The following is a 24,580-nucleotide window of genomic DNA, read 5'->3' on the forward strand; positions in this document are numbered from 1 at the left end:
GAGGGAGCCCGTGACTGCCCGAAAGGGCAGCCACCCCGGAGCGGGGTTTTCCCGCCGTTCACCGAACTGCCTACGAACGACCGTTGGAGAGCGGTGCTCCGCACCCCTACCCTTCGCGACGGCCCATGTCCGCCCACCACTGCAAGGACTGGCATGTCACGTCGCAGAGCGCCCCTGGCCGTGCTCTCCACGATCATCGTCACGGCGGCAACCCTGACCGCCTCCACCACCGCACACGCGGCGACCACGACCTTCACCCCCACCGCCGACACCTACGTCGACAACGCCGCCACCGGCACGAACTACGGCACGTCGGGGCAGCTCGGCATCGACAACTCGTCGATCAAGCGGAGCTTCCTCAAGTTCGCCGTGTCCGGCCTCAGCGGCACCGTCAGCAGCGCCAAGCTGCGCGTCCACACCGACGACGTCACCGACGCGCAGAGCCCCAACGGCGGCACGTTCCGGTCCACGTCCAACGTCAGCTGGACCGAAACCGGTGTCACCTGGAACAACCAGCCCGCGATCGACGGCGCCACGCTCGGCTCCCTCGGCGCGGTCGTGCGCAACGCCTGGTACGAGGTCGACGTGACCAGCTACGTCACGGGCAACGGCACGTTCAGCATCGGCATCACGTCGAGCAGCTCGGACGGCGCGGACTACGACTCGCGCGAGTCCGGTGCGTCCACGGCGCCCCAGCTCGTGATCACCAGCGGCACGACCCAGCCGCCCGGCGACCCGGTGTGGGTCGGCGCCGGTGACATCTCGGACTCCGGTTCCGGTGACACCGCGACGGCCAACCTCCTGGACAACATCCAGGGCACGGTCTGGACGACGGGTGACAACGTCTACGACAACGGCACGGCGTCGGAGTTCAACTCCTACTACGAGCCGACGTGGGGCCGGCACAAGGCGCGCACCAAGCCTTCCCCCGGCAACCACGACTACAACACCAGTGGCGCCACGGGTTACTACAACTACTTCGGGTCGGTGGCCGGTCCGTCGGGCCGGGGTTACTACTCCTACGACCTCGGCAACTGGCACATCGTGTCGCTGAACTCCAACGTCAGCATGTCGGCGGGCAGCGCGCAGGAGCAGTGGCTGCGACAGGACCTGGCGGCGAGCACGAAGCCCTGCACCGCGGCGTACTGGCACCACCCGCTGTTCACCAGCGGTGCCAACCACGCGCCCTCGACGGCCACCAGGCCGCTCTTCCAGGCGCTGTACGACTACAACGCGGACCTCGTGGTCACCGGCCACAACCACCAGTACGAGCGGTTCGCCCCGCAGAACCCCACCGGCGGGCTGGACAACGCGCGCGGCATCCGGTCGTTCGTCGCGGGCATGGGCGGCGCCGGTGCGTACGGCTTCGGCACGATCAAGCCGAACAGCGAGGCCCGCAACACCGGTACTCGTGGCGTGCTGAAGTTCACGTTGCACAGCAACAGCTTCGACTGGCAGTTCGTCCCCGAGGCCGGCAAGACCTACACCGACAGCGGCACGACCAACTGCCACTGAGCCGCACCGCTGGAGGCCGATGTGTACCTGTCCACAATAGACAAACCCGGGACGGCGAACTGGAAAGGGCTGAGCGGCAACGTCTTCGCGCTCGGCACGGTCAGCCTCATCACCGACGTGTCGTCGGAGATGGTGGCCGCGATCCTGCCGCTGTACCTGGTCATCGGCCTCCAGCTCAGCCCGGCCGCGTACGGGCTGATCGACGGCGTCTACACGGGCGCCACCACCCTGCTCAGGCTGGCCGGCGGCTATCTCGCCGACCGGACGAACAGGCGCAAGGCAGTCGCGGGCTTCGGCTACGGCATCTCCGCCGTGGCCAAGCTCGGGCTGCTGGCCGCGGGCACCTCCACGGCCCTGCTCGGGCTGGTGATCACTGCCGACCGCGCGGGCAAGGGCCTGCGCACGGCACCGAGAGACGCGCTGATCACGTTGTCCACACCCAGCGGCGACCTGGGGCGCGCGTTCGGCGTGCACCGCGCGATGGACGGAATCGGCGCCTTTGCCGGCCCGCTCGTAGCCATGGCAGTGCTCGCGGCGTCGGCTCAGTCGTTCGACGCCGTGTTCGTCGTCAGCTTCTGCATCGCCGCGTTCGGTGTTCTGGTGCTCGCGCTCTACGTCAAAGACCGGCCAGAACCGTTGGAACGCAAGGACCCCATCAAGCTCGCACTGCTGAAGGACCCGGCTGTCCGCAAGATCGTGCTGGCCGCGTCGCTGCTCGGCCTGGTCACGATCGGCGACGGTTTCGTGTACCTGTTGCTGCAGAAGCGGGAAGGGCTGGCGTTCGGCTGGTTCCCGCTGCTCGCCGTCGGCACGAGCCTCGTCTACCTGCTGCTGGCCGCCCCGCTGGGCGCGCTCGCGGACCGCGTGGGCCGCCTGAAGGTGATGCTGTGCGGTTATGGCGCGCTGACCGTCGTGTACCTGCTGCTCTTCGGCCCGCTCGGCGGCTGGCCGCTGATGCTGCTGGTCGTGCTGCTCTACGGCGTCTTCTACGCCTGCACGGACGGCGTGCTGATGGCTCTCGCGGGCCCGGTGCTGCCGGAACGCCTGCGCACCACCGGAATCGCCCTGATCCAGAGCGGGCAGGCGCTCGCCTACCTCGGCTCGTCCGTCCTGTTCGGACTCGCCTGGCAGTTCTGGAGCCCGGAAGCCGCCACTAGGACCGCCGCCGTCGCGGTCGTCCTCGCCCTGATCACCACCGCCGCACTGCTGGGACGACGTCGAACCTCATGAACAAACGCCTGCTGATCACCCTGACCGCCGCCGTGCTGCTCGGCGGTGTCGCCGTCGGCTACACAGCGCTGTCCGGTGCCGCCCCTCAAGACGCCGCGCAATCCGTTCAGACCGGAGCAGGTCCGCGGCTGATGGTTCTCAGCAACGGCAAGCTCTCCACGGTGTCACGCACCGACCCCGCAGGCTCTCGCGAGGTCACCGAACAGCGCTGCGACCGGGCTTACGAAGCCGCGGGAACCATCTCGTGCCTGCGTCCGGTCGGCGCTCTGAAGGCGAGCGAGCTCGCGGTGCTCAGCAGCGACCTGAAGGAGCTCCGCACCGTTCCGCTGACCGGTTTCCCCAACCGCACACGGGTGTCCGCGAGCGGCCGGATGGTGGCCTGGACGCTGTTCGTCGACGGGCATTCGTACGCCGCCAACGGTTTCTCGACCAGCACCGGCATCCTCGACACCAAGTCCGGGACGCTGGTGCAGTCACTGGAGGAGTTCACCGTCGACGGCATGCCCCAACGCCCGGTCGACTCGAACTTCTGGGGCGTCACGTTCACCGCCGACGACAACCGCTTCTACGCCACCATGTCCACCGGCCCGCACCGCTACCTGATCGAGGGCGACTTCGCGGCGAAGCACCTCACACCGTTGACGGACCTGGACAACGTCGAATGCCCGTCGCTCTCCCCCGACGGCACCCGCATCGCCTTCAAGAAGGCCGTCGACGGCGACCCGCAGAAGGGCTGGCGAGTCTCCGTGCTCGACCTGGCCACGAAGAAGATCACGCAGCTCGCCGAGACCCGCACGGTCGACGACCAGCCGGCCTGGGTCGACGACAGGACCGTGGCGTACGGGATCCAGCGCGACGACGGCCTCAACGACGTGTGGGCAGTGCCCGCCGACGGCACCGGGGAAGCCAAAGTCCTGGTACCGGAGGCAAGCTCACCGGCGCCGATCAGCTGATCACTCGGCGGTCTCTTCCTCCTCCTCGGCCCGCTGCACGAACGTCTGCGCGGTTTCTTCTTCCTCCGCAGGCGCTTCCTCTCGCTGCACGTGCGCCTCGCCGTCGTGGGAACCGTGGTCCTCGCACCGCTGCACAGGAGCGGCCGGAGCTGCCATGATCCGATCCGCGTTGGCCACGGCGTCCCGCTCGAACCGGTCCGACGGGTCGCTCACCTTCACGCCACCACCGGTGTCGGTGCCGTCGACGGGCCCGGACCGCTGCTGCACCACGTGCGTGAGCTCGTGGGCCAGCATGTGCTTGCCGGAGTCCGAACCGGGGTCGTACTTGTCGCGCTGGAACACGATGTTCGAGCCGACCGTGTAGGCCTGGGCGTTCACCGACTTCGCCGAGTCGTGCGCGGCGGAGTCGGTGTGCACGCGGACGTCCGAGAAGTCGGCGCCGAAGCGGCCTTCCATGTCAGTGCGCACCTCCGGGGCCATGGGCGAGCCGCCGGACGTGATCACGTTGGGAGAGTCCTCCACGACGGCGCCCACGCCCGCGTTGCCCACGGCTCGTTGCAGGCCGAGCATGCCGGCCGGGCCCAGGACGTCGGGACGGCCCGCCGCGGCCGCTCGGCCCAGGACGTCGGGTTCCTCGTGCGGGATCCGGTCGCCCTTGGGGCGCAACGAGGTCTCAGAGTCGTGTTCGTGGCCGTGTCCGTGCATCTCCCGCTCCCTAGTTCCCTAACCCACCAGACGTTCGGTGGCCAGTTCGAAGTACCGGCCGAACTCGCGTTCTCCCACCAGGCGCCCGAGCTTGCGGTACTCGCGCGCCACAGCGCCGATCAGCTCGACCATGCCGACGACGTGGCCCGCCGCGGCGGCGAGGTAGGCCGCCGTCACCGCCGCCGACCGGATGTGGCCGCCCGCCAGTTCGAACGACGCCGCCAGGAAGTCCAGGTCCACATCGGACGATCGCGGCACCGCACCACCCAGACAGCGGTCCCACAGGCCACGACGGAGATCCGCGTCGGGCAGCGGGAAGTCCACGATCACGTCGATGCGGCGGGTGAAGGCGTCGTCGAGGTTCGCGCGCAGGTTCGTCGCGAGCACCGCGATGCCGTCGAAGGACTCCATGCGCTGCAACAGGTACGCGCTCTCGATGTTGGCGTAGCGGTCGTGCGCGTCACGAACCTCGGAGCGCTTGCCGAAGATCGCGTCCGCCTCGTCGAACAGCAGCACGCCGTTGACACCCGCGGCCTCGACGAAGATCCGTTCCAGGTTCTTCTCGGTCTCGCCGACGTACTTGTCCACGACCGTCGCGAGGTTGACCGTGTACAGGTCCAGCCCCAGCGACGCCGCGATCACCTCGGCCGACATCGTCTTGCCGGTGCCGGAGTCGCCCGCGAACAACGCCGTGACGCCACGGCCACGACCACCGCCGGGCCGCATGCGCCACTCGTCGATCACGCGGTCGCGGTGCTTCGCGCGGGCGGCCAGCTCGCGCAGCAACGAGGTGATGGTCCCGGGCAACACCAGATCCGGCCACGACACCGCGGGCTCGATGCGCCGGGCCAGCCGTTGCAGTCCGCCGGCGTTCTGGCTGCGCGCACCCGCTCGCAGATGCCCGACGTCAACCAGTCCGTCGTCCGCCAGCGCCGACACCGTGGCCGCGTGCGCCGCCCTGCTGATTTGTGTCGGACCCAACACGAAGTGGGCGGTCACCTCGGCAGGGTCGATGCCACGCGCGAGCTTGCCGTCCAGTTCGGTGCGCCACAACGACACCCGCACGTCGAACGGCACCTGCGTCGCGTCGTGCTGCAACGGCGGCATCCGCGTCCAGCGCGGCTCCCACGCTCCCGGCCCGTACGCGACGACCGGAATCTCGTCGTGCAGCAACGGATCCAGCGTGAAGTTCGAGTCGACCGGGCCGATGACGATCCCCGCGCCCCGCAGCAACGCCTCACGGGTGACCGCAAGCGCGTCCGTCATGCGTGCCGCGTCGACCAGCAACGCCGGAAAACCCGCCCGTGCCAGCGCGGAGACCGCCAGGTCCGCCGCACCGCCACCAGGATGCTCACGCAGATACACAAGCCGCACTCCGCGTTCGACACCACGCGCCAACCTCTCCGCACCGGGCATCGGCACCGGATCTCCTGACAGCGTCACGAAGTCCGCGAGGTGCGGATCCGGCCGGTCGTCGCCCAGCAGATGCGCGCCGACCCGGTCCGGCACCCGCAGCGACCGGCTCAGCAGTGGCCTTTCCGCGTCCTCGACCGTGATCAGCCCGGATCTGACGAGCGGACTGCCGTGGTCGAGCCGGGCACGCCCCTGCGACGAAGCCTCCGCGAGCCCGCACAACCGCAACGCCAGCCCGACGGTCGCCCGCCGCCGCGTCACGTCGTCGTTCAGGTACCCGTAGAACTGCTCGAACCGGCTGTCGACGTCCGGTGCCAGCGCGACCAGCAGCAGCTCTACGTCCACTTCGGACAGAGAAGCCTTGCGCGCCAACCGCCCGAGCCGCCCGTCCGCGGGAGAAGAGCTGAACGCCGCGAACGGCTCGCGCCCGCTGTCCAGCAACGCCTCGATGACCTCGTCCGACAGGTAGAGCCCGCGAAACGGGTCGTCCGGGTTCGGGTCCGTGGCCCGCCGCGCCGCGACCGCCGTCCGGATCCGCCGCTCCAGCACCGCCATCCGCTCGAAGATCATCGGGCCACCTTGCGCATCCCGACACCGTCCGCGGACACGTTGTGCCGCACCCGATCCTCGCCCGTGTGCAGCTCGACGCCCTCCCGCGCGGGCGGCCCGGCAGCGATCTTGCGCCCGGACGACACCGGCGCCGACACCACGACGTCGAGCGACGGCTTCAGCTCGCCCCCCAGCGCACTCCACACGTCGGCGAACGCCCGATCCTCCGGCGGCGGCAACGCGACCGTCATCGGCACCGGCAACGCCAGCTCCTCCAGCGACCCCGCGAGCAGCCGCGGCGGCACCGCGTCGTACTTCAGAAACCCGATCAGCAGGTCAGACAGCAGCCGGTGCTCGTCCTCCGGCCGCTGCGTCCACGCCGTGACCAGGTACGACAGCTTCATGTGCCGCGGCGGCAGATGGCGCGACGCCACCTTCCCCTGCGCGTCGTACTCGTTGAGCAACCCGCGCTGCCGCCGCCGCATGTCCTCACGGATGTCGTAGAGGTAGATGTTGACGGTGGGCGCGTTCCGCCGCGCCGCCCAGTCCTTGGTCGGCGCGTCGAACGCGACGTCCAGATCCGAACCGCGCAGCGCCTCGTCGCGGACCAGGCGGCGCAAAGCCTCGTCGACCTCGTGAATCACACCGTCCACGATCGCGCGCACGACCAGGAAGAACGACCAGCGCGCCGACGTCCGCGGGGACACGATCGGCTGCCCCAACGGGCAGTTCCGCTGGCCGGTGCAGAGATGTGCCGCCACGGCGAGGCCTGGCCACACTCGACCGCATGCGCAGAACATGGACGATCGCGGCGGCCTTGATCGCCGTACTGCTGGTGTCCCCTCAGACGACGTCCCAGAGCGGCGACGGTTCGTTGCACGTCGCCTGGAAGTCGAACGGCGGACAGGGCTCCTGACTCGTCGAGGGACTAGACCGGCAGCGGCCGCATCCTGTCCGGCATGTGCGCGCGTAACGCGTCGTGCAGCAACGTCACCTCGTCCGCGTCCAGGACGACCGAACCGGTGGCACAAGCCAGCACGGCTTCACCGGTGCGCTGATCGGGCACGTACCGCAGTGTCCATTCCTGTTGGGCCACATCGCGGACAGTGCACGACTCCGCCTGACGAATCGCGGTCAGCAACTCCGACACCCGTTCGTACCCCAGCCGCGCGCTCCAGCGCAGCGCGGCCGGGGGACGGACGAACAATCGGAGGCCTCCTGCGGCTCGGCGAACCTCGACGCACGTCAACACCGCAAAACCTCCTACTACTGCCTCACCAGCGAGACTAGCCAGAAAACCACGCTGTCAGAGGCGGGTGTCACCCGTTCGGTTCATTGGTAGCAGGGCTTCTCGAACTTGAAATCTTTTGCCGTCGAGCCGGTGAAAAAGTCCTCTACCAGCGTCACTCCGGTCGGCGCGGCGTCGTCCGGGCGGTAGATGAGTGACTGACGGAACAGTGCATCCTGGGCAGAAGCGGAGAAATTGCCTGCACCCGAAGGAAGCATTCCCTCGTAGTCCACAGAGGTGAGTTGACGCACTGCGGCGAGCAGTCCGGCGCGCGTCAGATCCTTGTTCGCGGCGGCCTTCTCCAGCGCCGCCTTCAACGGGTACGCCCACACCCAACCGGCCGTGTAGCCGTCGTTCGGCGTCACGCCCGGCAGCGCGGCACGCATCGCGGTGTGGCCGACGGACTCGGTCGCCCACGCCTTCCACGGCGCCGACTGCATGTACAGGGCCTTGATCGCGGGTGCGGCCGGCGACTTCAGCAGGCCGGGGTTCCACGTCGGCGAGGTGCCGATGAACTTGCCCTTGTAGCCACGGGCCGCGGACTGGCCGACGATCACGGCCGCGTCCGTCGGACCGGTCGTCAGGACCACCAGGTCGGGCTTCTTCGACACCACGGCGTCGACCGCGCCGCCCTGGTTGTCCTGGCCGCTCTGGGTGGTGACGTTCTCGAACGACAGCCCGCGCTTCTCCGCCGCGATCTTCGCGCCCGCCGCCGCGTCGTCGCCGTAGTCACCGGCGAGGTGCACGGCCATCACGGACTTCACGCCGAGCTTGTCGACGGCGTAGTCGACCGTGTTCATCGACTCGACGCAGTAGTTCGTGCCGGACTCCAGCACGACCTCTTCGTGGCCCCACAACGACGTCCACGACGCCGGGACCGACACCATCTGCAGGTTCTCGAGGTCGGGCAGGATCGCCGCGGTCGTGGGAGAGCCCAACGTCTGGGTCAGAGCGAGGATCTTGCCCTTGATCTCCTGGTAGACCTGGTTGTGGATCTGCGGGTTGTACTTGTTGTCCTTCACGTACGTGGTCACGTCGATCTCGTAGCCGCCGATGCCGCCGCGGTCGTTCACGCGCTTCCAGAACGCCTTCTGCGCGTCCGTGATCGGCACGGCCAGCGTCTTGAACGGGCCTTCGGTGAGGTCCGAGATCGTGCCCAGGTAGATGCAGCCCTTGGCCTTGTCGGTCGCCTGCGGGCAGGCCTCCTTCGTGACACCGAAGTCGACCTTGGTGCCACCGGCGTCCTGCTGCGGTGCGGCGCCGTCCCCGCCACGACACGAGGCCAGAGCCAGCATCCCGACGAAGATCAGTGCGAATCTCTTGCCAGACATGGGGATTCTCCTCAGTACGAGAACGGCCAGGTGCGCCAGTAGTTGCGGACGCGCACCCAGATGCCGAACAACCCGCGTGGCTCGACGATCAGGAACACGATGATGAGCACGCCGTAGAGCACGGCTTCCAGCTGGAAGACCGTGAACGTCCCGGTGGCGTCACCACTGATGAACGGCAGCACCGCGGGCAGCTCCCTGGTGATGCGTGGCAGCAGCGTGATGAACAGAGCGCCCATGATCGCGCCGGAGATGGTGCCCGCGCCGCCGATGAGCACCATCGCGATGTACTGCACTGACAACAACAGGCTGAACGAGCCGGGATCGAAGAACCCGTTCATCACGAACAACAACGCGCCCGCGACACCCGCGTAGAACGACGACACCGCGAACGCCAGGACCTTGTACTTCGTCAGGTCCACGCCGATCACCGACGCGGCCAGGTCCCGGTCCCGCACCGCCGCGAACGCCCGCCCTACCCGCGAGCGCACCAGGTTCCGTGCCAGCACACCGAAAATCACCAGCAGCACGAACATCACGAGATAGAGCTGTTGTGCCGCCGTGAACATCGCGTTGTCCCGGTCCAGCCGCACCCCGAACAGCTCGGGCACGGCAGCGGGCCGCCCGACACCGGGCCCGCCGGTCAGCGACGTCCATTCCCGGAACACGTGCTCTCCCAGGAAGACCAACCCCAACGTCACGATCGCGAGGTACAGCCCTCGCAACCGCACTGCCACCGGCGCGACCAGCACGCCGAAGAACGCGGCCACCAGACCCGAGGCCAGCAGCCAGATCGGCAACGACGTGATGCCGAACCCGATCACCCGCCCCGTCTCGGAGCCGCTCAAAGCAGCACCCGTGTACGCGCCGATCGCGAGGAAGAACGCGTGGCCCAACGAGACCTGGCCCGCGTAGCCCGTGACGATGTTCAGCCCGATCGCGCCGATCGCCGCGACGAACCCGGTCGCGAGCAGCTGCAGCAGGTCGTCGGTGATGGCGAACGGGAGCACCAGCGCCAGGACGACCAGCCCGCCCGTCCACGCGCGCTTCGGGCGCGTGTTCAGGAACGCCATGTCCTGCCCATAAGAGGTGTACAGCTCAGGACGACCCTTCACAGCCGCTCGACCTCCCTCTTGCCGAACAGTCCGTAAGGTCTGACGAGCAACACCAGCAGCATCAACGCGTACGGCGCGACCAGCCCGAAGTTCGGTCCGAGCCAAGGAGCGAAATCACCCTGGTACGTCCCGAAGAGCGACTCGACGACACCGACCGCGAGCCCGCCGACCACCGCGCCGCCCAACGACTCGAGTCCGCCGAGGATGATCGCGGGCAACGCCTTCAACGCCACGATCCACAGCTGCTGGTCAACGCCCGCACCCGTGGCCACGAACACGCCGGCCAACGCGGCGAGCCCGCCCGCCAGTGCCCACGACAGCGCGAACACCGAGCCGACTGAGATCCCTTGGGCCAAAGCCACTTCCTGGTCGTACGCGACGGCTCGCATCGCGAGTCCGATCCGCGAGTACCGGAAGAACAGGAACAGCGCCGCCGTGACCACCGCCGTGGTCCCGATCATCACCAGGTAGCGCTGCTGCACCTCGGCACCCAGGAACGACACCGTGTTCAGGCCCCAGGGATCGCCGACCTGCCGCACGTCCAGCCCGATGAACGCGTTGGTGACGACCCTGACGACGACGTCCACACCGATCGTGATGATCGCGACCACGAACACCGGCTTGCCGACCATCGGCCGCAGCACCGTGCGTTCGACGCCCAGCGCGAGAATCGCGATCACCACTGCCGCCACCAGCACCGCGCCGAAGAACGAGACGGTGGGCGCCAGGTACGAGACCAGCACCGCGCCGGCCAGCATGAACGCCGGCTGCGCGAAGCTGATCACCTGCGTCGACTTGTAGATGATCACGAAGCCGAGCGCGAGCAGCGAATAGATCGACCCGGTGCCGAGGCCTCGGATCAGCGACTGGAGAAACTCATCCATACATGCTCTCCACGAGGTCGTCGAACATCTTGCCCAGCGCGGATCTCTTCACCTTCTGCGTCGCGGTCAGCTCGCCGTCCTCGTGGTCGAGCTCCTTGGGGAACATCCGGAACTTCTTGATCTGCTCGACGTTGGCGAACTTGCCGTTCACCTCGGTCACGATCTTCTGCACCAACTCCAGGACCTCGGCCTTCTCCGACAGGTCCCGGTAGGTGGTGTAGGGGATCTTGCGCTGCTGCGCCCAGTGCCCGACCGTGTCCAGCTCGATGCCGATCAACGCCACCAGGTACGCCCGCTGGTCGCCGATCACCACGGCTTCCTTGATGTACGGGGAGGTCTTCAGGGCGTTTTCCAGCTCGGACGGCGCGATGTTCTTGCCGCCCGCGGTGATGATGATGTCCTTCATCCGGTCGGTGATCTTCACGTGCGTGCCGTCGACCCACTCGCCGACGTCGCCGGTGTGCAGCCAGCCGTCCGTGACCACCCGCGCGGTCGCGTCGGGATCGCGCCAGTAGCCCGCGAAAGTGCCGCCGTGCCTGGTGAGGATCTCGCCGGTCTCCTCGTCGATCCTCAGCTCGATCCCGGGCTGCGGCTCGCCGACCGTGCCGACCTTGACCCGGCCGGGACGGTTTCCCGTTGCCACGGCGGTGTTCTCGGTCATGCCGTAGACCTCGTGCATCGGAACTCCGATGCCCATGAAGAACTTCAGCACGTCCGGCGCGATCGGCGCGGCACCGGACGAGGCGTACCTGACGTACCTCATGCCGATCCGGGCCTTCAACGCGCGGAAGCAGAACAGCCAGCCGAGAACGTACAAAGCCCGGCTGGAGCCCGTGTGCTTGCCACCGGTGCGCACCAGCGTCGACCCGATGGATTCCGCGCGTCGCAGCCAGAACCGCGTGACAGAACGCTTGAGCCAGGACGCCGACGACACGCCGATCGTGACGCCCGCCAACACCTTCTCCCAGATGCGCGGCACACCGAACAGGATCGTCGGCTGCACCTCGCGCAGGTTCGCCTGCACGGTCTCGATCGACTCGGCGAAGTGCACCTGCACGCCACTCGCCGCGCTGAACCACGTCGTGAAGATGCGTTCGGCGACGTGGCACAACGGCAGATAGGACAGCGTCACATCGGTGGACGACGGCGGTGGCGAAGTGAAACCGCCGCCGTCCACCAGCACTTGGACCGCGAACTCGACGTTCGCGACGGTGAGCATCGCGCCCTTGGGAGGCCCGGTGGTTCCGGAGGTGTAAATCAAGGTCATGACGTCATCCGGCGACGTCTGGGCCATGCGCTCAGCCAGTTCGTCGCCGTGCGAGTCCCGGTACCGCGCTCCCATGGCGAGGAAGTCGTCCCACCACAGCAGCTTCGGGTTGTCGTAACGTCCTTTGATCCCACGGGGTTCGAGGTAGACGATCCATTCCAGGTCGGGGGTGTCCTCCAGGACCAGCAACGCTTTGTCGACCTGCTCCTGGTCTTCGGCGATCAGAATCCGCGCGCCGGAGTGCGACAACAGGTACGCGACCTCGGAAGCAGGGTTCGTCGGGTAGAGACCGACCGTGATTCCACGTGCCGCGACAACACCCAGATCCGCGTAGAGCCACTCGCGGCGGTTCTCGGAGTGGATCGCGACCCGGTCGCCGGGCTGCAGACCGAGCGACAGCAACGCGTCGCCGACGAGCTCGACGTTCGCCCAGTACTGCGCCCACGAGACTTCCTGCCAGATGCCGAAGTCCTTGGCGCGCAACGCGATCTGGTCGGGCGTGTTGGCCGCCCGGTTCTTCACGCGACTCACGACGGTCGTGGTCATGCCGTCACGCTCCTGTGCTGTTCGCCCAGGTAGGCACGGATGACGTCCGGATCGGCCTGCACCTCGGCGGGTGTGCCGGTGCGGATCGGACGGCCGAAGTCCATCACCATCACGCGGTCGGCGAGGTCCATCACGAGGCCCATGTCGTGCTCCACCATGATCATGGGGATGTTCAGCTCCTCGCGGACGTCGAGGATGTACCGGGCCATGTCCTCGGTCTCCTCGACGTTCATGCCCGCGACCGGCTCGTCCAGCAGGAGCAACCGCGGCTCCATCGCGAGCGCGCGGCCCAGTTCGACGCGCTTCTGCACGCCGTAGGGCAGCAGGCCGACCGGGAACCGGCGCCACTGCTCCAGTTCCAGGAAGTCGATGACGTCCTCGACGGCGGACCGGTTGTTCAGCTCTTCCCGTCGTGCTTTCCCGAGCCACAAGAAGGCACTCAAAGCGCCGTACTTCATGTGGTTGTGGCGCCCGAGCATCAGGTTGTCGACGACCGTGAGGTGCGAGAACAGCTCGATGTTCTGGAACGTGCGGGACATGCCCTGAGCCGCGATCCGGTGCGGCCGCAGCCCCAGCAGGTTCTCGCCGTTGAACATCACCGAGCCCTGCTGCGGCCGGTAGACGCCGCTCAGCACGTTGAAGATGGAGGTCTTGCCCGCGCCGTTCGGGCCGATGATCGCGAAGAGCTCGCTCTCCCCGACCTCGAACGACACCCCGTCAACGGCCACCACGCCGTCGAACGCCAGGCGGATCCCCTCGACGCTCAGGACAGCCATCGCTTCCTCCGCTTGTAGTGCTTGACCGCGCGGAACGAGGAGGTGCCGAGGCCGAGGTAGAACTCGCGGATGTCGTCGTCGGCGAGGAGTGCGGCAGCCGGCTTGTCCATGACGACCTTGCCGGTCTCGAGGACGTAGCCGTGGTCGGCGATGGAGAGCGCCATGCTGGCGTTCTGCTCGACCAGCAGGACCGTGGTGCCCTGTTCGTTGATCTTCACGACGAGGTCGCGGATCTGCTGGACGAGCAGCGGCGCGAGGCCGAGGCTGGGTTCGTCGAGCAGCAGGTATTCGGGTTCCGACATCAACGCCCGGCCGATCGACAGCATCTGCTGCTCTCCGCCGGACAGATAGCCCGCGCTCTGTCTTCGCCGCTCTTCCAGTCGCGGGAAGAGCTCGTAGCAGCGGTCGAGGTTCTGCTTGAGCCGTTTCGGCCGGGCGTGGCCGCCGACCTTGAGGTTCTCCTCGACGGTCAGCTCGGCGAGGATTCTGCGGCCTTCGAGAGCCTGCTTGATGCCTCGGTCGGCGATTCGCGCAGGTGAGAGCTTGTGGATCGGTTCACCGTCGAGCGTGATCGAGCCCTTGGTGACCTTGCCGTCGTGCACGTCGAGCAGGCCGCTGAAGGCCCTCATCAACGTCGTCTTGCCCGCCCCGTTGGCTCCGAGCAGGGCCACTACCTGGCCTTTCGGCACTCTGAGGCTCACGCCGCGGAGCACCAGCATCACGTCGTCGTAGACAACCTCGAGGTTGCTCGCCTCCAGCACCGGCGCCTCCTAGGGCGTGGATTGCCGATCAGTATGACGTGGATCACAACCGTTTATGACCACTGTGGGCGATTTCGTGATGCGCAGGTCGCGATTGGTTCACCACTCTGCGTGACCGTCCAGTGTGGACCGGTACTCGATGTGTAACTGGGCGTGACGTGGGTACTCAAATCTCGACGACTACTGATGAGGAGGAGATTTCGTGACCACCATTGAGAAGTCGGTGGACGTCCTCGTGCCCGTGAGCACGGCATACAACCAGTGGACGCAGTTCGAGTCCTTCCCGGCGTTCATGGACGGCGTCGAGAAGATCGACCAGATCACGGCGACCAAGACCCACTGGACCACGAAGATCGGTGGCGTCGTCCGCGAGTTCGACGCGGAGATCACCGAGCAGCACCCGGACGAGCGCGTCGCGTGGACCACGGTCGACGGCTCTCCGCAGGGTGGCGTGGTGACCTTCCACCGCCTGGACAACGAGACGACTCGGGTGCACGTGCAGATGGAGTACGACCCCGAGACCTTCACCGAGAAGGCCGGCGCCGTGCTCGGCGTCGTCGGCCACCGGGTCGAGGGCGACCTGAAGCGGTTCAAGGAGTTCATCGAGAACCGCGGCGTCGAGACCGGTGCGTGGCGCGGTGACGTGACGCCGCCGCCCCAGGTCTGATCGCGAGGGACGTTGACGCCAGACCAGCACGCGGCGTTCGAGGAGCTCGCCCGCACAGCACGTGACTCGCCGTGCTACTACGCACTGCGAGACCGGCTGGTGCGCGAGTACCTCCCGCTCGCCCGTCACATCGCCCGCCGCTTCAGCGAACGCGGCGAACCGATGGAGGACCTGGCGCAGGTGGCGGCCGTCGGGTTGATCAACGCCATCGACCGGTTCGACGTGGGCCGGCAGACGGACTTCCTGTCCTACGCGGTGCCCACGATCACCGGCGAGGTGCGCCGCCACTTCCGCGACCAGTGCTGGGCCGTGCGGGTACCGCGCAGGTTGAAAGAGCTGTGCGACTCCATCGACGGGGCCACCGCCGAGCTGTCGCACAAGACCGGGCGATCTCCTACTCCCTCCGAGATCGCCCGGCACCTGGCGGTTCCGCTGTCCGACGTCTACGAGGGCCTGCGCGTGGAGAAGAACGTCGCGTTCGCGTCCCTCGACTCCTTGGAGGGCTCGACCGCCGACGACCCGGCGTTGGAGGGAGTGGAGATCCACGAGGCGCTGCAGCCGATGCTGCGCGGCCTGCCCCGGCGCGAGCGGACCATCGTGGTGCTGCGGTTCTTCGGCCGGCTGACCCAGACGGAGATCGCGCGCCGCGTCGGGATCTCCCAGATGCACGTCTCGCGCCTGCTCACCAAGTCGCTGGAGCAGCTGCGCCACGATCTCCTGGCGGAAGACTGAAATGAGCGAGCGGGAATGTCCGGTTTTCGCGATACTGGCCGCATGAACCGGTTGCGGTGGCCCCAGAAGCTGGCGATCAGCACTGGCGCCCTGCTCGTGGTCTGGGGAGTGGCCGGGTTCTTCGTGACCGGCTTCTCGTCTTTCGCGGGTTCTTCCGACACCTGGATCCTGTGGCTGCGCGTGAACCCGTTGCAGAACACCATCCACGTCGTGCTCGGCGCCGCACTGGTGCTCGCCGCGCCCCGGTTGAAGGCGTTGAGCGGGGTCGGGCTGCTGACGGCGCTGCTGTTCCTCGTCGTGTTCGGCCTCGGGCTCTCCCGCTACGACGACGAGGTCGTGAACTTCCTGAACGTGAACCCCGGCAGCAACGCGCTGCACCTGCTGGCCGGGTTCGCCGCGCTGGCCGCTGCGCAGGGGGCCGCGTGGTGCCGGCAGTGCGACCGGGTGGCGGCGCTCAAGACTGTTTGAGCAGCTTGCGGGTGGCCCGTTCCGGGTTTCCGTCGCCGATCACCTCACCGCGTTCGAAGGCTTCGACGAGACGCGGGTCGACGTAGGACTTCCTGGCCACCGCAGATGTGTTGCCCAGGTGCGGAGGTCCTTCACGCTGTACTCGTCGCCGACCAGCTCGCGGAAGCGTTCGTTGACGTCGTCCGCGGTGAGGTCGAAGACGCGATCGCCCGCGGTCCGGTTCTTGAGGAGCGTTCGGACGGCGCGGGCGAGTCGCGGATCGGTGATCTCCTCGTCCACCTCGACGCCGCTCTTGGCGGGGAACCTGAACCTGATGCGGTCTCCGCGGACTTCGAGGTGTTCGCACAGCAGCGTGGCGACGCCGTGGGTGCCGTTGTCGTCGGCGTACTCCTCGTGGCCGACGCGGAAGACGCCGAGGTCGAGCATGCGCAGCGCGATGGCGAGCAACCGCTTGCGGCCGCGTGACTTCATGTCTTGGGCCACCTGTTCGCGGAACTTGTGCAGACGCGGTGCCAGCTCGAGGACGCGGTCGAACTTCTCGGCGTCGCGGTCGGTGCGCCACTTGTCGTGATAGAGGTACTGGCGGCGGCCCACGTCGTCGTAGCCGAGGGCCTGGATGTGCCCGTTGGGGTGCGGGCAGATCCGCACCTCCTGCCACGCGGGCGGGATGACCAGGGCTTTCACCCTGGTGACGTCGTTCTTCGAGAGCGGTCGGCCGTGGGCGTCCAGGTAGCGGAAGCCCTTGCCGTGCTTCACGCGCGTCCAGCCGGATCTCGCCGGGTCGCTGCGCCGCAGCCTCATTTTTGATCTTGTGGGTTGATCTGCACGAATCGCGGGTACCCGCTCACCGATGAACCACTACACGGTCGGTGTGGAACAAGAGTTCCTTCTTGTTGATCCCGAGTCGCGGCGGCCGGTAGCACTGGCACCCCGAGTCCGGGAGCTCTCCCGCGCGCCCGGTGACCTCGACGTGCAGGGCGAGCTGACACCGTTCCAGATCGAGATAGCGACCGGGGTGACGTCGTCCTTCGAGGAGCTGTCCGACCAGGTGCGGCGTGCCCGTCGGGTGCTCGTCGACGCTGCCGACGAGGCGGGGTGCCGGCTCGTGGCGACGGGGATGCCGCCGATCGGGAAAGCCGGTCCTCCCCCCGGAACGGATGACCCCAGATATCACCAGATCGAGTACTCCCACCGAAGACTCGTGATCGGGCAGGGTGCGTGCGGGCTGCATGTGCACGTGGGCGTGTCGTCGAAGGCCGAAGCGCTGGAGGCGTCCAACAAGCTGCGGCCGTGGCTGCCGACGTTGCTGGCCATGAGCGCGAACTCCCCGATCTACCACGGAGAGGACACCGGGTACGCGAGCTGGCGGTCGATGGTGTGGTCGCGCTGGCCGGTGAGCGGGCCGCCGCCGTGGTGGGACGGCCCCGAGCACTACGACCGCACGGTCGACGCGATCATCTCGACGCAGGCGTTGCTGGACAGGGCGATGGTGTACTGGGACGTGCGCCCGTCGGCCGATCATCCGACGGTTGAAGTGCGCGTTGCGGACATTCCGCAGCTGGCAACGGAAGTAGCCGTTCTGGCCGAGCTGGTCCGTGCCCTCGTCGTGACGGAACCCTCCGAAGGACGGGTGGACGATTCCGTGCTGCGAGCGGCATATTGGCGGGCGTCGCGCGACGGGGTCGACGGACTGGCCGCCGATCCACACACCGGAAAACTCTCCCCCGCGTTCGACCGAGCAGTTGAGCTCGTAGAGCACGTTGCGGTCGCGCTGCGCGATCGCGGCACTCTGTCTACTGTGGAGCGGCAGATGGACTGGTTGCGCCACAACGGCTGCGGTGCCGCTCGGCAACGACGCTGCCCGGACCCCGAGTCCCTTGTGGACATGCTGATCGCCCGAACGCGTGAGGAAACCTGATGCGCCTCCCCGCTCCCCGCGGCCACATGAGCTCAGCCCTGGTCGCAGCACTCCGCCGGCCTCCTGTCGTGCGCCCGGCGTTGCTCGTCAGTGGCGGAACCCGCGAGGTCTTCCTCGACGACGACCTGCAGCTGTCGCTGTGGATCTGCTACGAGCTGCGGATGCGCGGGTTCGACGACGTCGCCCCCGGCTGGGAGGAGAACTCCGCTCTGGCCCAGTTCCACGCGGCACTGGAAGAGCGCTGGGAGTCCGCGTTGCGCTCCTTGACCGAGATCACGCAGCCCGCGCCGCTCTCGTCCGACGGGGTGGCCGAGCTGCGCAAGCACCACGCGTTCTGGCAGCCGCGCCGCGAGATGCGCTCGGTGCTGCGCGACATCCAGGGCGACGCCTACGGCACCCGCTCGGAGCGCACGCACTCGGTCCTGTTCGCCGTGACGTTGCGCGACGTGGAGCCTTCGGCCGTCGACGAGATGCCCGCCCTGACCCTGGCCCTGGTGAACGCGCTGTCGTTGTTCGGCCTGCACCAACGCCTCGTCGGCTGTCTGGTCGGGTTCCTGACCGCCGTCGACACGATCGGCGGCGACCCGTTCGCCCAGCTCCTGCCCGTCCAGTGCCCGCCGGAGGACATCCGCCTCGGCTTCACCGCGTGCCACGAACTGCACGCCCGCCTGACCCAGCACGTCCACGCGTCGCTTTCCGCGGGCCGCACCTCGCTGCGTGGCCGCTGGCTGGCGTCCGCGGGCAGGGTTAACGTGGGGTGCTGACCCCGCTTTTCGTTTGGAGGGAGAACCGTGCCGGACCCCACCGCGCTGGCCTCCGTGGTAGTCGACCGGATCGCACCCGACGTCGTGGTGCTGCACGTGTCCGGCGAGCTCGACACCACGTCCAGCAGCGAACTGACCACCCCGCTCGACGCCCACGTGGTGCCAGGTCAACGGGCTGTCGTGGTCGATCTCGGCGGTGTCCGGTTCCTGGGTTCAGCAGGGTTGGAGGCGCTCGTGCTGGGGCAGCAGCGGGCAGCCAAGGCCGACGTCGACTTCGTGGTGGTGGCTTCGGTGCGGGCTGCGTTGCGGCCGATCGAGGCGACGGGGCTGGACTCGGTGTTCACGATGCTGGCGTCGGTGGACGAGGCGGTAGCTCGCTACTCGTCGTGACGTCGCTGAACGTCGCATCTTCGAACTCGGGCAGCTTGGCCAACGCCGCTGTGTCGAGGTCGGTGCCCTTCGCGAACACCACCCCGGTGAACCACACGGCGCTGCCGAACGAAACCCGGCGAAACGATGACCAGCGGTGCAGCCGCGCCTGCCCGAAATCGGCGCTCCCGCTGAAGACGGCGTCGTCGAACGACGAGCAGTAGATCGTCGCCTTCTGGAACGACACGAACTGGCCGAAAGAGGCACGGGTGAACACGGCGTCTACCTCGAACGACGCACCTTCGAAGGAAGTCACACCCTCGAACGACGCACCAGCGAACGAAGCACTGCGGGCGAATGTCGTTCTGAGATCTGTCTCGCCGAGAAACCGTGCCCCGTCGAACTTCGCGGGCCCCAGGCTGCGCCAGTTCAGGGCGAGGTCGATCAGCACGGCCCCGGTCAGGTCGATCTGCCGCAGTCCCCAATAGGTCTCCGGGTCGGGGGCGTAGAAGTGCGCCGTCAGGATGCGCTGCGCGGTGAGCCGCACCTCCCGCTCCTGCTGCGCCTCGACATCTGGGGTCTGCCCGTCCGGCGGCGTATAGGGCATGCGCAGGTAGGCACACAGCACGTTGACGATGGTCTGCTGCATCTCGGCGTGCTGCTGGCCCAGCCGTTCCAACGCGTACAGGCCGCCCAGCCGGACCGGCGCCTGCGGTTCGCCCAGCTGCTGCACCGCTTTCGTGTACAGCTCGGTGATGCGGCGGGCTTCGGCGTCCGCGTTGGTGTCGGCCTGGGCCTGTTCCTGGTGCTGCTGCCGCCGGGCCGCCAGGTACAGCGTGAACAGGCCACCGCCTCCCAATGCGACACCGGACGCCACTTTGATCACTTCGAGCTGCGCGAGCGTGCGCTTCTCCGGATCGGTCCACCTCTGCCCGTTCACCCACAGCCACAACAGCGCCAGCACCGCAGCCGTCAGCACCAGGATCACGAGCGCGACCAGCGGCATCTTCCAGGGCGACATCGGCTTCTTGGCCGTCATGCCCTACAGGTCGCGTTTCACCCCAAAAGCGCTACCAGGGCAGCGTGCCCTGGGCGTCGAAATAACCACCGGTCGGCCCGTCCGGACCGATCTGCGCCATCTTCACGATGATCGCGGCCCCTTCCGAGACGGTCTGCCGCCCGGTGCCGCGGTTGAGATCCGTGGCGGTGAAGCCGGGCTCGACGGCGTTGATGCGCATGGCGGGGAACGCCTTGGCGTACTGCACGGTCACCATGTTCACGGCGGCCTTCGACACCGGGTACGCGACGCCGGGATAGCCGCTGCCCTCCGAAGCCGTGGCCAGCGAGGCGAGGCGGCTGCTCACGTTGACCACGACCGGTGCCGAAGAACGTTCCAACAACGGCAGGAAGGCGTGCAGCACGCGGACGATGCCGAAGAGGTTGACCTCGAACGTCTCCCGCATCAGGTCGGCGGTGAGCTCGCCCGCGCCGACGACGCCGGATTCCGTCCACTCCGGAGCGATGCCGGCGTTGTTGACCAGCACGTCCAACGAACCCACGACCTTGGCCGCCGAGGCGACCGACTCGTCCGAGGTGACGTCGAGCTGCACGAACCGCGCGCCGACAGACGAAGCCGCCTCCTCCCCTCGCGCGGCGTCCCGGCTGCCCAGCCACACGGTGTGGCCTGCCTGGACGAGCTGACGAGCGGTTTCGAGGCCGAGGCCCTTGTTGGCGCCGGTGACGAGGACGGAAGACATACCTCGAACCTAAGACCTGGAGCGCACTCCACGGCAAAGGGTTAATCCTGGCCGATGTCCTCGAACCAGAGCTCGGGGCGTTCGGCGATGAACGTGGTCATCAGCTCGATCAGGGAAGCATCATCGACGATCGTGATGCCGACTCCGTGCTCGGCCAGCCAGTCGTGGCCGCCGTAGAACGTCGTGGCCTCGCCGATCAGCACGTGCGAGATGCCGAACTGGCGCACCAGGCCGCTGCAGTACCAGCAGGGCGAGAGCGTGGTGACCATGGTGGTGCCGCGGTAGCTGCGCTGGCGGCCGGCGTTGCGGAAGGCCGAGGTCTCCGCGTGCATCGAGGCGTCGCCGTCCTGCACGCGGCGGTTGTGGCCCCGGCCCAGCAGACGGCCGTCGCCGTCGAAGAGTGCCGCGCCGATGGGGATTCCGCCTTCGGCGAGTCCCATCCGCGCCTCTTCGACGGCGACGGCCAGCATGTCTGAAGCAGCTGTCATACGCGACAAACTACTTCGTCTTGAACAACTTCACAGTCATCGACGTGCCGGACTGCCGGAGCACCTTCAGACCGACGCCGACCGCGGGCAGCTTCACGCCTGCCTGGGGCTGCTCGGCGAACCAGAACTGCTTGGTGTCGTCGAACGTCGGCTGGGCAGCCGCGCCGCGGATGTAGGAGGCCTTGCCGTTGACGTGCAACGTGAAGGAGTCCGACTTCTGCAGCCCGAACGGCGCGTCGTAGCCGGCGACCGAGGTCGACCAGCGCTGGCCCTCGAGGTTGTAGATCGGCGCCGGGTTGGCGTCGATCGGCAGGATCAGACCCTCACCGGGGTGGTCGCTGACGTTGTTGTCGAGGAACGAGGTGTTCCACAGCGACACCAGCAGACCGTCCTGGTACGCGAAGTGCTCCACGAAGTCGGGCTTGTCCGGGAAGCTGAAGCGGTAGGGGCCGGTCTTGTTGTACTTGCCGTACGACTCGTAGGTGCGGTTCGACGCGATGTAGAACTGGTCGAACGTCTTCGTCTCCTTGCCCACGGTCGTGCGGAAGCCGCGCGTGGTCCACGGCGAGGTGGCCTCGGCGCCGTCCGTCAGCACCGGGGTGCCGTCGGCGGTGACGGTGATGTCGTCGGCGAGGAAGCCCTGCAGCGCCAGAGCACCGTCGGTGCGGTACGCGAGGCGCAGCTTGGTGTTCTTGCCCGCGTAGGCGTTCAGGTTGACGCTGAAGTCGACCCACTGGCCACCGGACGAGGCGCTGAGCGCGGGAGCGTTTGCCGAGTCGCGCTGGAACGGCTGACCGTTCGCGACGCCGTCGAGCTGCGTCCAGCTACCGTCCTCATTGGACGCTTCGACGTAGAGGTAGTCGTAGTCCACCTCGATGTCGTAGCGGGCCTTCATGCTCAGCGACGCCGACGTCTTGCCGCGCAGGTCCAGCGGGACCGTCATGGAGTTGTCGAGGTCGTTGCCCTTCTCGCTCCACCACATCTTGGTGCCCGCGAAAGGCGCGCCGTAGTCGAAACTCTTGGAGATGTCCGGCAGCACGACGACGAGACCCTGCGCCTTGGCGGTGTTGTACTCGTGCGGGCCGAGCTCGAACACCTTCTCCTGCCCCGCGACCGCGACCTCGTAGTCGAGCCAGCCGAGCTGCAGCTTGTCCCACGCGGAGAACTCGTTGGCACGCTCGCCAGGAGCCTCACCGGGCGCGTTCACCCGGTTCTGCGCCATGATCGACCACCAGTTGACGCCGTTCGCGCCGCCGTTGGTGTCGTAGTGGTCCGGCAGACCGAGGTCGTGACCGAACTCGTGGGCGAAGACGCTCACGCCGCCGTTCTCGGGCTGCACGGTGTAGTCGCCGACCCAGATGCCGGTGTCACCGATCGGCGCGCCGCCGAGCTTGTTGGTGCCGGGCCCGGTCGAGTAGTTCTTGAACGCGTAACCGCGGTGGCTCCACAGCGCGTCCTCACCCTGCAACGGGTCGCCGTCGGCCTGGTCGCCACCCGCGTGCACGATCTGGAAGTGGTCGACGTACCCGTCGGGCTCGTTGAAGTCGCCGTCGGAGTCGTAGTCGTAGCGGTCCCACTGGTCGTACTCGGCCAGCAGCGCATTGATCTGCGCGGTGGTCTTGCCGGCGGCCTGCTGGTCCGCGACCCACTGCGTGACGGCGTCCTTGATGAGCTCACGCGAGTTGTTGCAGATGTTGTCGTTGCACGGGAACCCGTTGCTGCGACCGTAGCGCGCCTCGTTGTACTTGACCTTGACCCAGTCGCTGACGAGGCCGTTGACCGTGTAGCGGCCGCTCGACTGCTTGTCGTAGAAGTTCGCGACCGAGTTGGCGTCCTTCTTGCGGCTGAAGTACAGGTCCTGGAAGTACTTCTGGCTGAAGTCGGGCTTCCAGATCGTGGTGTTGTCCACGGCCCGGTTCGGCTCGGGAATCTGGTTGTGCGTGGGCCCGTCGAACCGCTGCGGCCCCGGCGTCGTCGGACTCGTGTCGCGGTCCGGGTAGTCCGGGTGCCGCTCGTTGCCGAACTCCGCCAGGATCACGAAGATCTTGTCGGTCTTCTCCCGCTTGAGCTCGACGTACTGGTCCTTGTTCTGCTTCTTGCCGACCTTCGCGACGGTGCTGGTGCCGCGCTTCTCGGTCTTGGCCTCCCCCGTCAGCACCTCGGCCAGCGCCTGCTGCTTCAACGCGCGGCGCTTGACCTCGAGCTCGTGCGGCTGCTCGTCGGCCTGCTGCTGCACCTGCGGGTCCGGCTGCTGCGCCGGCGCCGCGGTGGCCGGCGTGACCAGGCCCGCCGTGATGAGCGTGAGCGCCGCTGCCCCCGCCAGTAGTCTTCGCACGGTTCGTTCCCCTCTCGGAATCCGGAGGGCACGCTACGTAGCTGATCCGCAGCTCAACACGTCCGAAAGTCGGGACTAACCGGACACGCCGCGTCTCAGCGACCCTGCCACTCGGACACCTTCTCGATGGTGCGGGAGCCGAAGGGCAAGCTGCTGCGGAAGCCGTCAGCGCGCAACAGAGCCAGGTCCAGCTCGAAACCGGTGAAGCCCGCCTCGGTCATGCGCTTGCCGGTGTCGCGCAGAACCAGGAACACCTCGTAGTGCACGCGGGTCACGGTGCCGGTCGCACGGTCGATCTCGCGCATCTGAGTGTTGCCGGCGAAGTGCTCGCGGACCCGATCCAGGAGGGTCACTTCGGCGGCAGCGCTTCCACGAACTCGCGGCACCGCGCGATCCAGTCCTCCAGCGCCTGGTCCTCCGCCACAACCGCCCCGTCCACCACGACCCAGCCCTTCATCGGCCGCCGGGTGAAGTCGAACACCCGCGCCCCGGGCTGGGCCAGCGCATCCTCGTGCGCCTCGGGCCCGACGCGGGCGATCAGGTCCGTGCCCATGACGCCTACCAGCATGTTTCCGTTCCACATGAAGACCACGCCGCCGAACATCTTCTTGGCGATCACGCCGGGCAACGCGCCCAGCACGTCGCCCAGGCGGTGGGCCAAAGCCTCGTCGTAAGCCACACGCTGAATACTGTCTCAGCGAGTTGCCAGGCGCCTCTCAGATTCGTGTGGCTTGATGGACATACAGGACATA

At 67.6% G+C, this 24,580-nt stretch carries 27 protein-coding genes; 10 read left to right on the forward strand and 17 right to left on the reverse strand.

Features of this window, described 5'->3' with window-relative positions; all coding sequences use genetic code 11:
- Positions 1–153 precede the first annotated feature (153 nt).
- From AB0M24_RS38710 to AB0M24_RS38720, 3 genes are read left to right on the forward strand one after another with little or no spacing between them, the layout of a single operon-like run.
- On the forward strand, positions 154–1,515 hold the full coding sequence (locus AB0M24_RS38710; protein WP_363778462.1) for a DNRLRE domain-containing protein: 1,362 nt from the start codon (positions 154–156) through the stop codon (positions 1,513–1,515).
- Positions 1,516–1,536: 21 nt separating this feature from the next.
- Positions 1,537–2,745 carry an MFS transporter gene (locus AB0M24_RS38715; RefSeq protein WP_363778463.1) on the forward strand — a complete coding sequence of 403 codons (1,209 nt, stop codon included), beginning with the start codon at positions 1,537–1,539 and terminating at the stop codon, positions 2,743–2,745.
- On the forward strand, positions 2,742–3,698 hold the full coding sequence (locus AB0M24_RS38720; protein ID WP_363778464.1) for a hypothetical protein: 957 nt from the start codon (positions 2,742–2,744) through the stop codon (positions 3,696–3,698). The genes AB0M24_RS38715 and AB0M24_RS38720 overlap by 4 nt, the downstream gene beginning before the upstream one ends.
- Here the strand turns inward: AB0M24_RS38720 and AB0M24_RS38725 are convergent, their stop codons facing one another.
- The 3 genes from AB0M24_RS38725 to AB0M24_RS38735 are packed head-to-tail and all read right to left on the reverse strand — an operon-like array spanning position 3,699 to position 7,009.
- Positions 3,699–4,403, reverse strand: coding sequence for a DUF4157 domain-containing protein (locus AB0M24_RS38725; protein WP_363778465.1), 705 nt, complete (start codon positions 4,401–4,403; stop codon positions 3,699–3,701). It abuts the gene before it with no gap.
- An 18-nt stretch (positions 4,404–4,421) separates the two neighbouring features.
- Positions 4,422–6,386: an ATP-binding protein gene (locus tag AB0M24_RS38730; protein ID WP_363778466.1), complete on the reverse strand. Its 1,965-nt coding sequence runs from the start codon at positions 6,384–6,386 to the stop codon at positions 4,422–4,424.
- Complete coding sequence (locus AB0M24_RS38735) at positions 6,383–7,009, reverse strand: DUF4255 domain-containing protein (RefSeq protein WP_363778601.1); 627 nt, start codon at positions 7,007–7,009, stop codon at positions 6,383–6,385. The genes AB0M24_RS38730 and AB0M24_RS38735 overlap by 4 nt, the downstream gene beginning before the upstream one ends.
- A 143-nt stretch (positions 7,010–7,152) precedes the next feature.
- On the opposite strand from AB0M24_RS38735, the gene AB0M24_RS38740 reads away from it, so the two are divergent.
- Positions 7,153–7,281 carry a hypothetical protein gene (locus AB0M24_RS38740; protein ID WP_363778467.1) on the forward strand — a complete coding sequence of 43 codons (129 nt, stop codon included), beginning with the start codon at positions 7,153–7,155 and terminating at the stop codon, positions 7,279–7,281.
- Positions 7,282–7,293: 12 nt separating this feature from the next.
- On the opposite strand, the gene AB0M24_RS38745 is transcribed toward AB0M24_RS38740, so the two are convergent.
- The 7 genes from AB0M24_RS38745 to AB0M24_RS38775 all read right to left on the reverse strand — a co-directional run bounded on the left by AB0M24_RS38745 (position 7,294) and on the right by AB0M24_RS38775 (position 14,330).
- Complete coding sequence (locus tag AB0M24_RS38745; RefSeq protein WP_363778468.1) at positions 7,294–7,572, reverse strand: hypothetical protein; 279 nt, start codon at positions 7,570–7,572, stop codon at positions 7,294–7,296.
- A 125-nt stretch (positions 7,573–7,697) separates the two neighbouring features.
- Entirely contained in the window at positions 7,698–8,984 is a 1,287-nt protein-coding gene (locus AB0M24_RS38750; protein ID WP_363778469.1) for an ABC transporter substrate-binding protein, read from the reverse strand.
- Between the two features lie 11 nt (positions 8,985–8,995).
- Positions 8,996–10,096, reverse strand: coding sequence for a branched-chain amino acid ABC transporter permease (locus AB0M24_RS38755; RefSeq protein ID WP_363778470.1), 1,101 nt, complete (start codon positions 10,094–10,096; stop codon positions 8,996–8,998).
- A complete protein-coding gene (locus AB0M24_RS38760; RefSeq protein WP_363778471.1) occupies positions 10,093–10,980 on the reverse strand; it encodes a branched-chain amino acid ABC transporter permease in 888 nt (295 codons plus the stop codon). The genes AB0M24_RS38755 and AB0M24_RS38760 overlap by 4 nt, the downstream gene beginning before the upstream one ends.
- Positions 10,973–12,793 carry a long-chain fatty acid--CoA ligase gene (locus tag AB0M24_RS38765; protein WP_363778472.1) on the reverse strand — a complete coding sequence of 607 codons (1,821 nt, stop codon included), beginning with the start codon at positions 12,791–12,793 and terminating at the stop codon, positions 10,973–10,975. The genes AB0M24_RS38760 and AB0M24_RS38765 overlap by 8 nt, the downstream gene beginning before the upstream one ends.
- Positions 12,790–13,569, reverse strand: coding sequence for an ABC transporter ATP-binding protein (locus AB0M24_RS38770; RefSeq protein ID WP_363778473.1), 780 nt, complete (start codon positions 13,567–13,569; stop codon positions 12,790–12,792). Before AB0M24_RS38770 ends, AB0M24_RS38765 begins: the two co-directional genes overlap by 4 nt.
- Positions 13,557–14,330: an ABC transporter ATP-binding protein gene (locus AB0M24_RS38775; protein ID WP_363778474.1), complete on the reverse strand. Its 774-nt coding sequence runs from the start codon at positions 14,328–14,330 to the stop codon at positions 13,557–13,559. Before AB0M24_RS38775 ends, AB0M24_RS38770 begins: the two co-directional genes overlap by 13 nt.
- Before the next feature lie 202 nt (positions 14,331–14,532).
- Here AB0M24_RS38775 and AB0M24_RS38780 point away from each other — a divergent pair, with 202 nt between their 5' ends.
- Genes AB0M24_RS38780 through AB0M24_RS38790 form a run of 3 tightly spaced genes read left to right on the forward strand, consistent with a single transcriptional unit; the run spans position 14,533 to position 16,197 of the window.
- Positions 14,533–14,997, forward strand: a complete 465-nt coding sequence (locus AB0M24_RS38780; protein ID WP_363778475.1) for an SRPBCC family protein — start codon at positions 14,533–14,535, stop codon at positions 14,995–14,997.
- A 12-nt stretch (positions 14,998–15,009) separates the two neighbouring features.
- Positions 15,010–15,729 (forward strand): SigB/SigF/SigG family RNA polymerase sigma factor, encoded by a 720-nt coding sequence (locus AB0M24_RS38785; RefSeq protein ID WP_363778476.1) that lies wholly within the window; start codon positions 15,010–15,012, stop codon positions 15,727–15,729.
- Positions 15,730–15,771: 42 nt separating this feature from the next.
- Positions 15,772–16,197 (forward strand): DUF4383 domain-containing protein, encoded by a 426-nt coding sequence (locus AB0M24_RS38790; RefSeq protein WP_363778477.1) that lies wholly within the window; start codon positions 15,772–15,774, stop codon positions 16,195–16,197.
- 39 nt (positions 16,198–16,236) lie between these two features.
- On the opposite strand, the gene AB0M24_RS38795 is transcribed toward AB0M24_RS38790, so the two are convergent.
- Positions 16,237–16,998, reverse strand: coding sequence for a DNA topoisomerase IB (locus AB0M24_RS38795; protein WP_363778478.1), 762 nt, complete (start codon positions 16,996–16,998; stop codon positions 16,237–16,239).
- Positions 16,999–17,047: 49 nt separating this feature from the next.
- Here AB0M24_RS38795 and AB0M24_RS38800 point away from each other — a divergent pair, with 49 nt between their 5' ends.
- The 3 genes from AB0M24_RS38800 to AB0M24_RS38810 are packed head-to-tail and all read left to right on the forward strand — an operon-like array spanning position 17,048 to position 19,269.
- Entirely contained in the window at positions 17,048–18,115 is a 1,068-nt protein-coding gene (locus tag AB0M24_RS38800; protein ID WP_363778479.1) for a glutamate--cysteine ligase, read from the forward strand.
- Entirely contained in the window at positions 18,115–18,879 is a 765-nt protein-coding gene (locus AB0M24_RS38805) for an iron-containing redox enzyme family protein (protein ID WP_363778480.1), read from the forward strand. The genes AB0M24_RS38800 and AB0M24_RS38805 overlap by 1 nt, the downstream gene beginning before the upstream one ends.
- Before the next feature lie 27 nt (positions 18,880–18,906).
- Positions 18,907–19,269: an STAS domain-containing protein gene (locus tag AB0M24_RS38810; RefSeq protein WP_363778481.1), complete on the forward strand. Its 363-nt coding sequence runs from the start codon at positions 18,907–18,909 to the stop codon at positions 19,267–19,269.
- Here AB0M24_RS38810 and AB0M24_RS38815 read toward each other — a convergent pair.
- The 6 genes from AB0M24_RS38815 to AB0M24_RS38840 form a co-directional block, all read right to left on the reverse strand.
- Positions 19,220–20,287 carry a pentapeptide repeat-containing protein gene (locus tag AB0M24_RS38815; protein WP_363778482.1) on the reverse strand — a complete coding sequence of 356 codons (1,068 nt, stop codon included), beginning with the start codon at positions 20,285–20,287 and terminating at the stop codon, positions 19,220–19,222. The genes AB0M24_RS38810 and AB0M24_RS38815 overlap by 50 nt on opposite strands.
- Before the next feature lie 31 nt (positions 20,288–20,318).
- Entirely contained in the window at positions 20,319–21,005 is a 687-nt protein-coding gene (locus tag AB0M24_RS38820) for an SDR family NAD(P)-dependent oxidoreductase (protein WP_363778483.1), read from the reverse strand.
- Positions 21,006–21,046: 41 nt separating this feature from the next.
- Positions 21,047–21,493, reverse strand: a complete 447-nt coding sequence (locus AB0M24_RS38825) for a nucleoside deaminase (RefSeq protein ID WP_363778485.1) — start codon at positions 21,491–21,493, stop codon at positions 21,047–21,049.
- 10 nt (positions 21,494–21,503) lie between these two features.
- Complete coding sequence (locus AB0M24_RS38830; protein ID WP_363778487.1) at positions 21,504–23,828, reverse strand: immune inhibitor A domain-containing protein; 2,325 nt, start codon at positions 23,826–23,828, stop codon at positions 21,504–21,506.
- A 95-nt stretch (positions 23,829–23,923) separates the two neighbouring features.
- The gene (locus tag AB0M24_RS38835) at positions 23,924–24,181 is read right to left on the reverse strand and encodes a hypothetical protein (RefSeq protein WP_363778489.1); all 258 of its coding nucleotides are present in this window, start codon (positions 24,179–24,181) and stop codon (positions 23,924–23,926) included.
- Positions 24,178–24,507, reverse strand: coding sequence for a TfoX/Sxy family protein (locus AB0M24_RS38840; RefSeq protein ID WP_363778491.1), 330 nt, complete (start codon positions 24,505–24,507; stop codon positions 24,178–24,180). The genes AB0M24_RS38835 and AB0M24_RS38840 overlap by 4 nt, the downstream gene beginning before the upstream one ends.
- Between the last annotated feature and the right edge of the window lie 73 nt (positions 24,508–24,580).

It is taken from the genome of Lentzea sp. NPDC051838 (assembly GCF_040681245.1).
GTDB lineage: Bacteria > Actinomycetota > Actinomycetes > Mycobacteriales > Pseudonocardiaceae > Lentzea.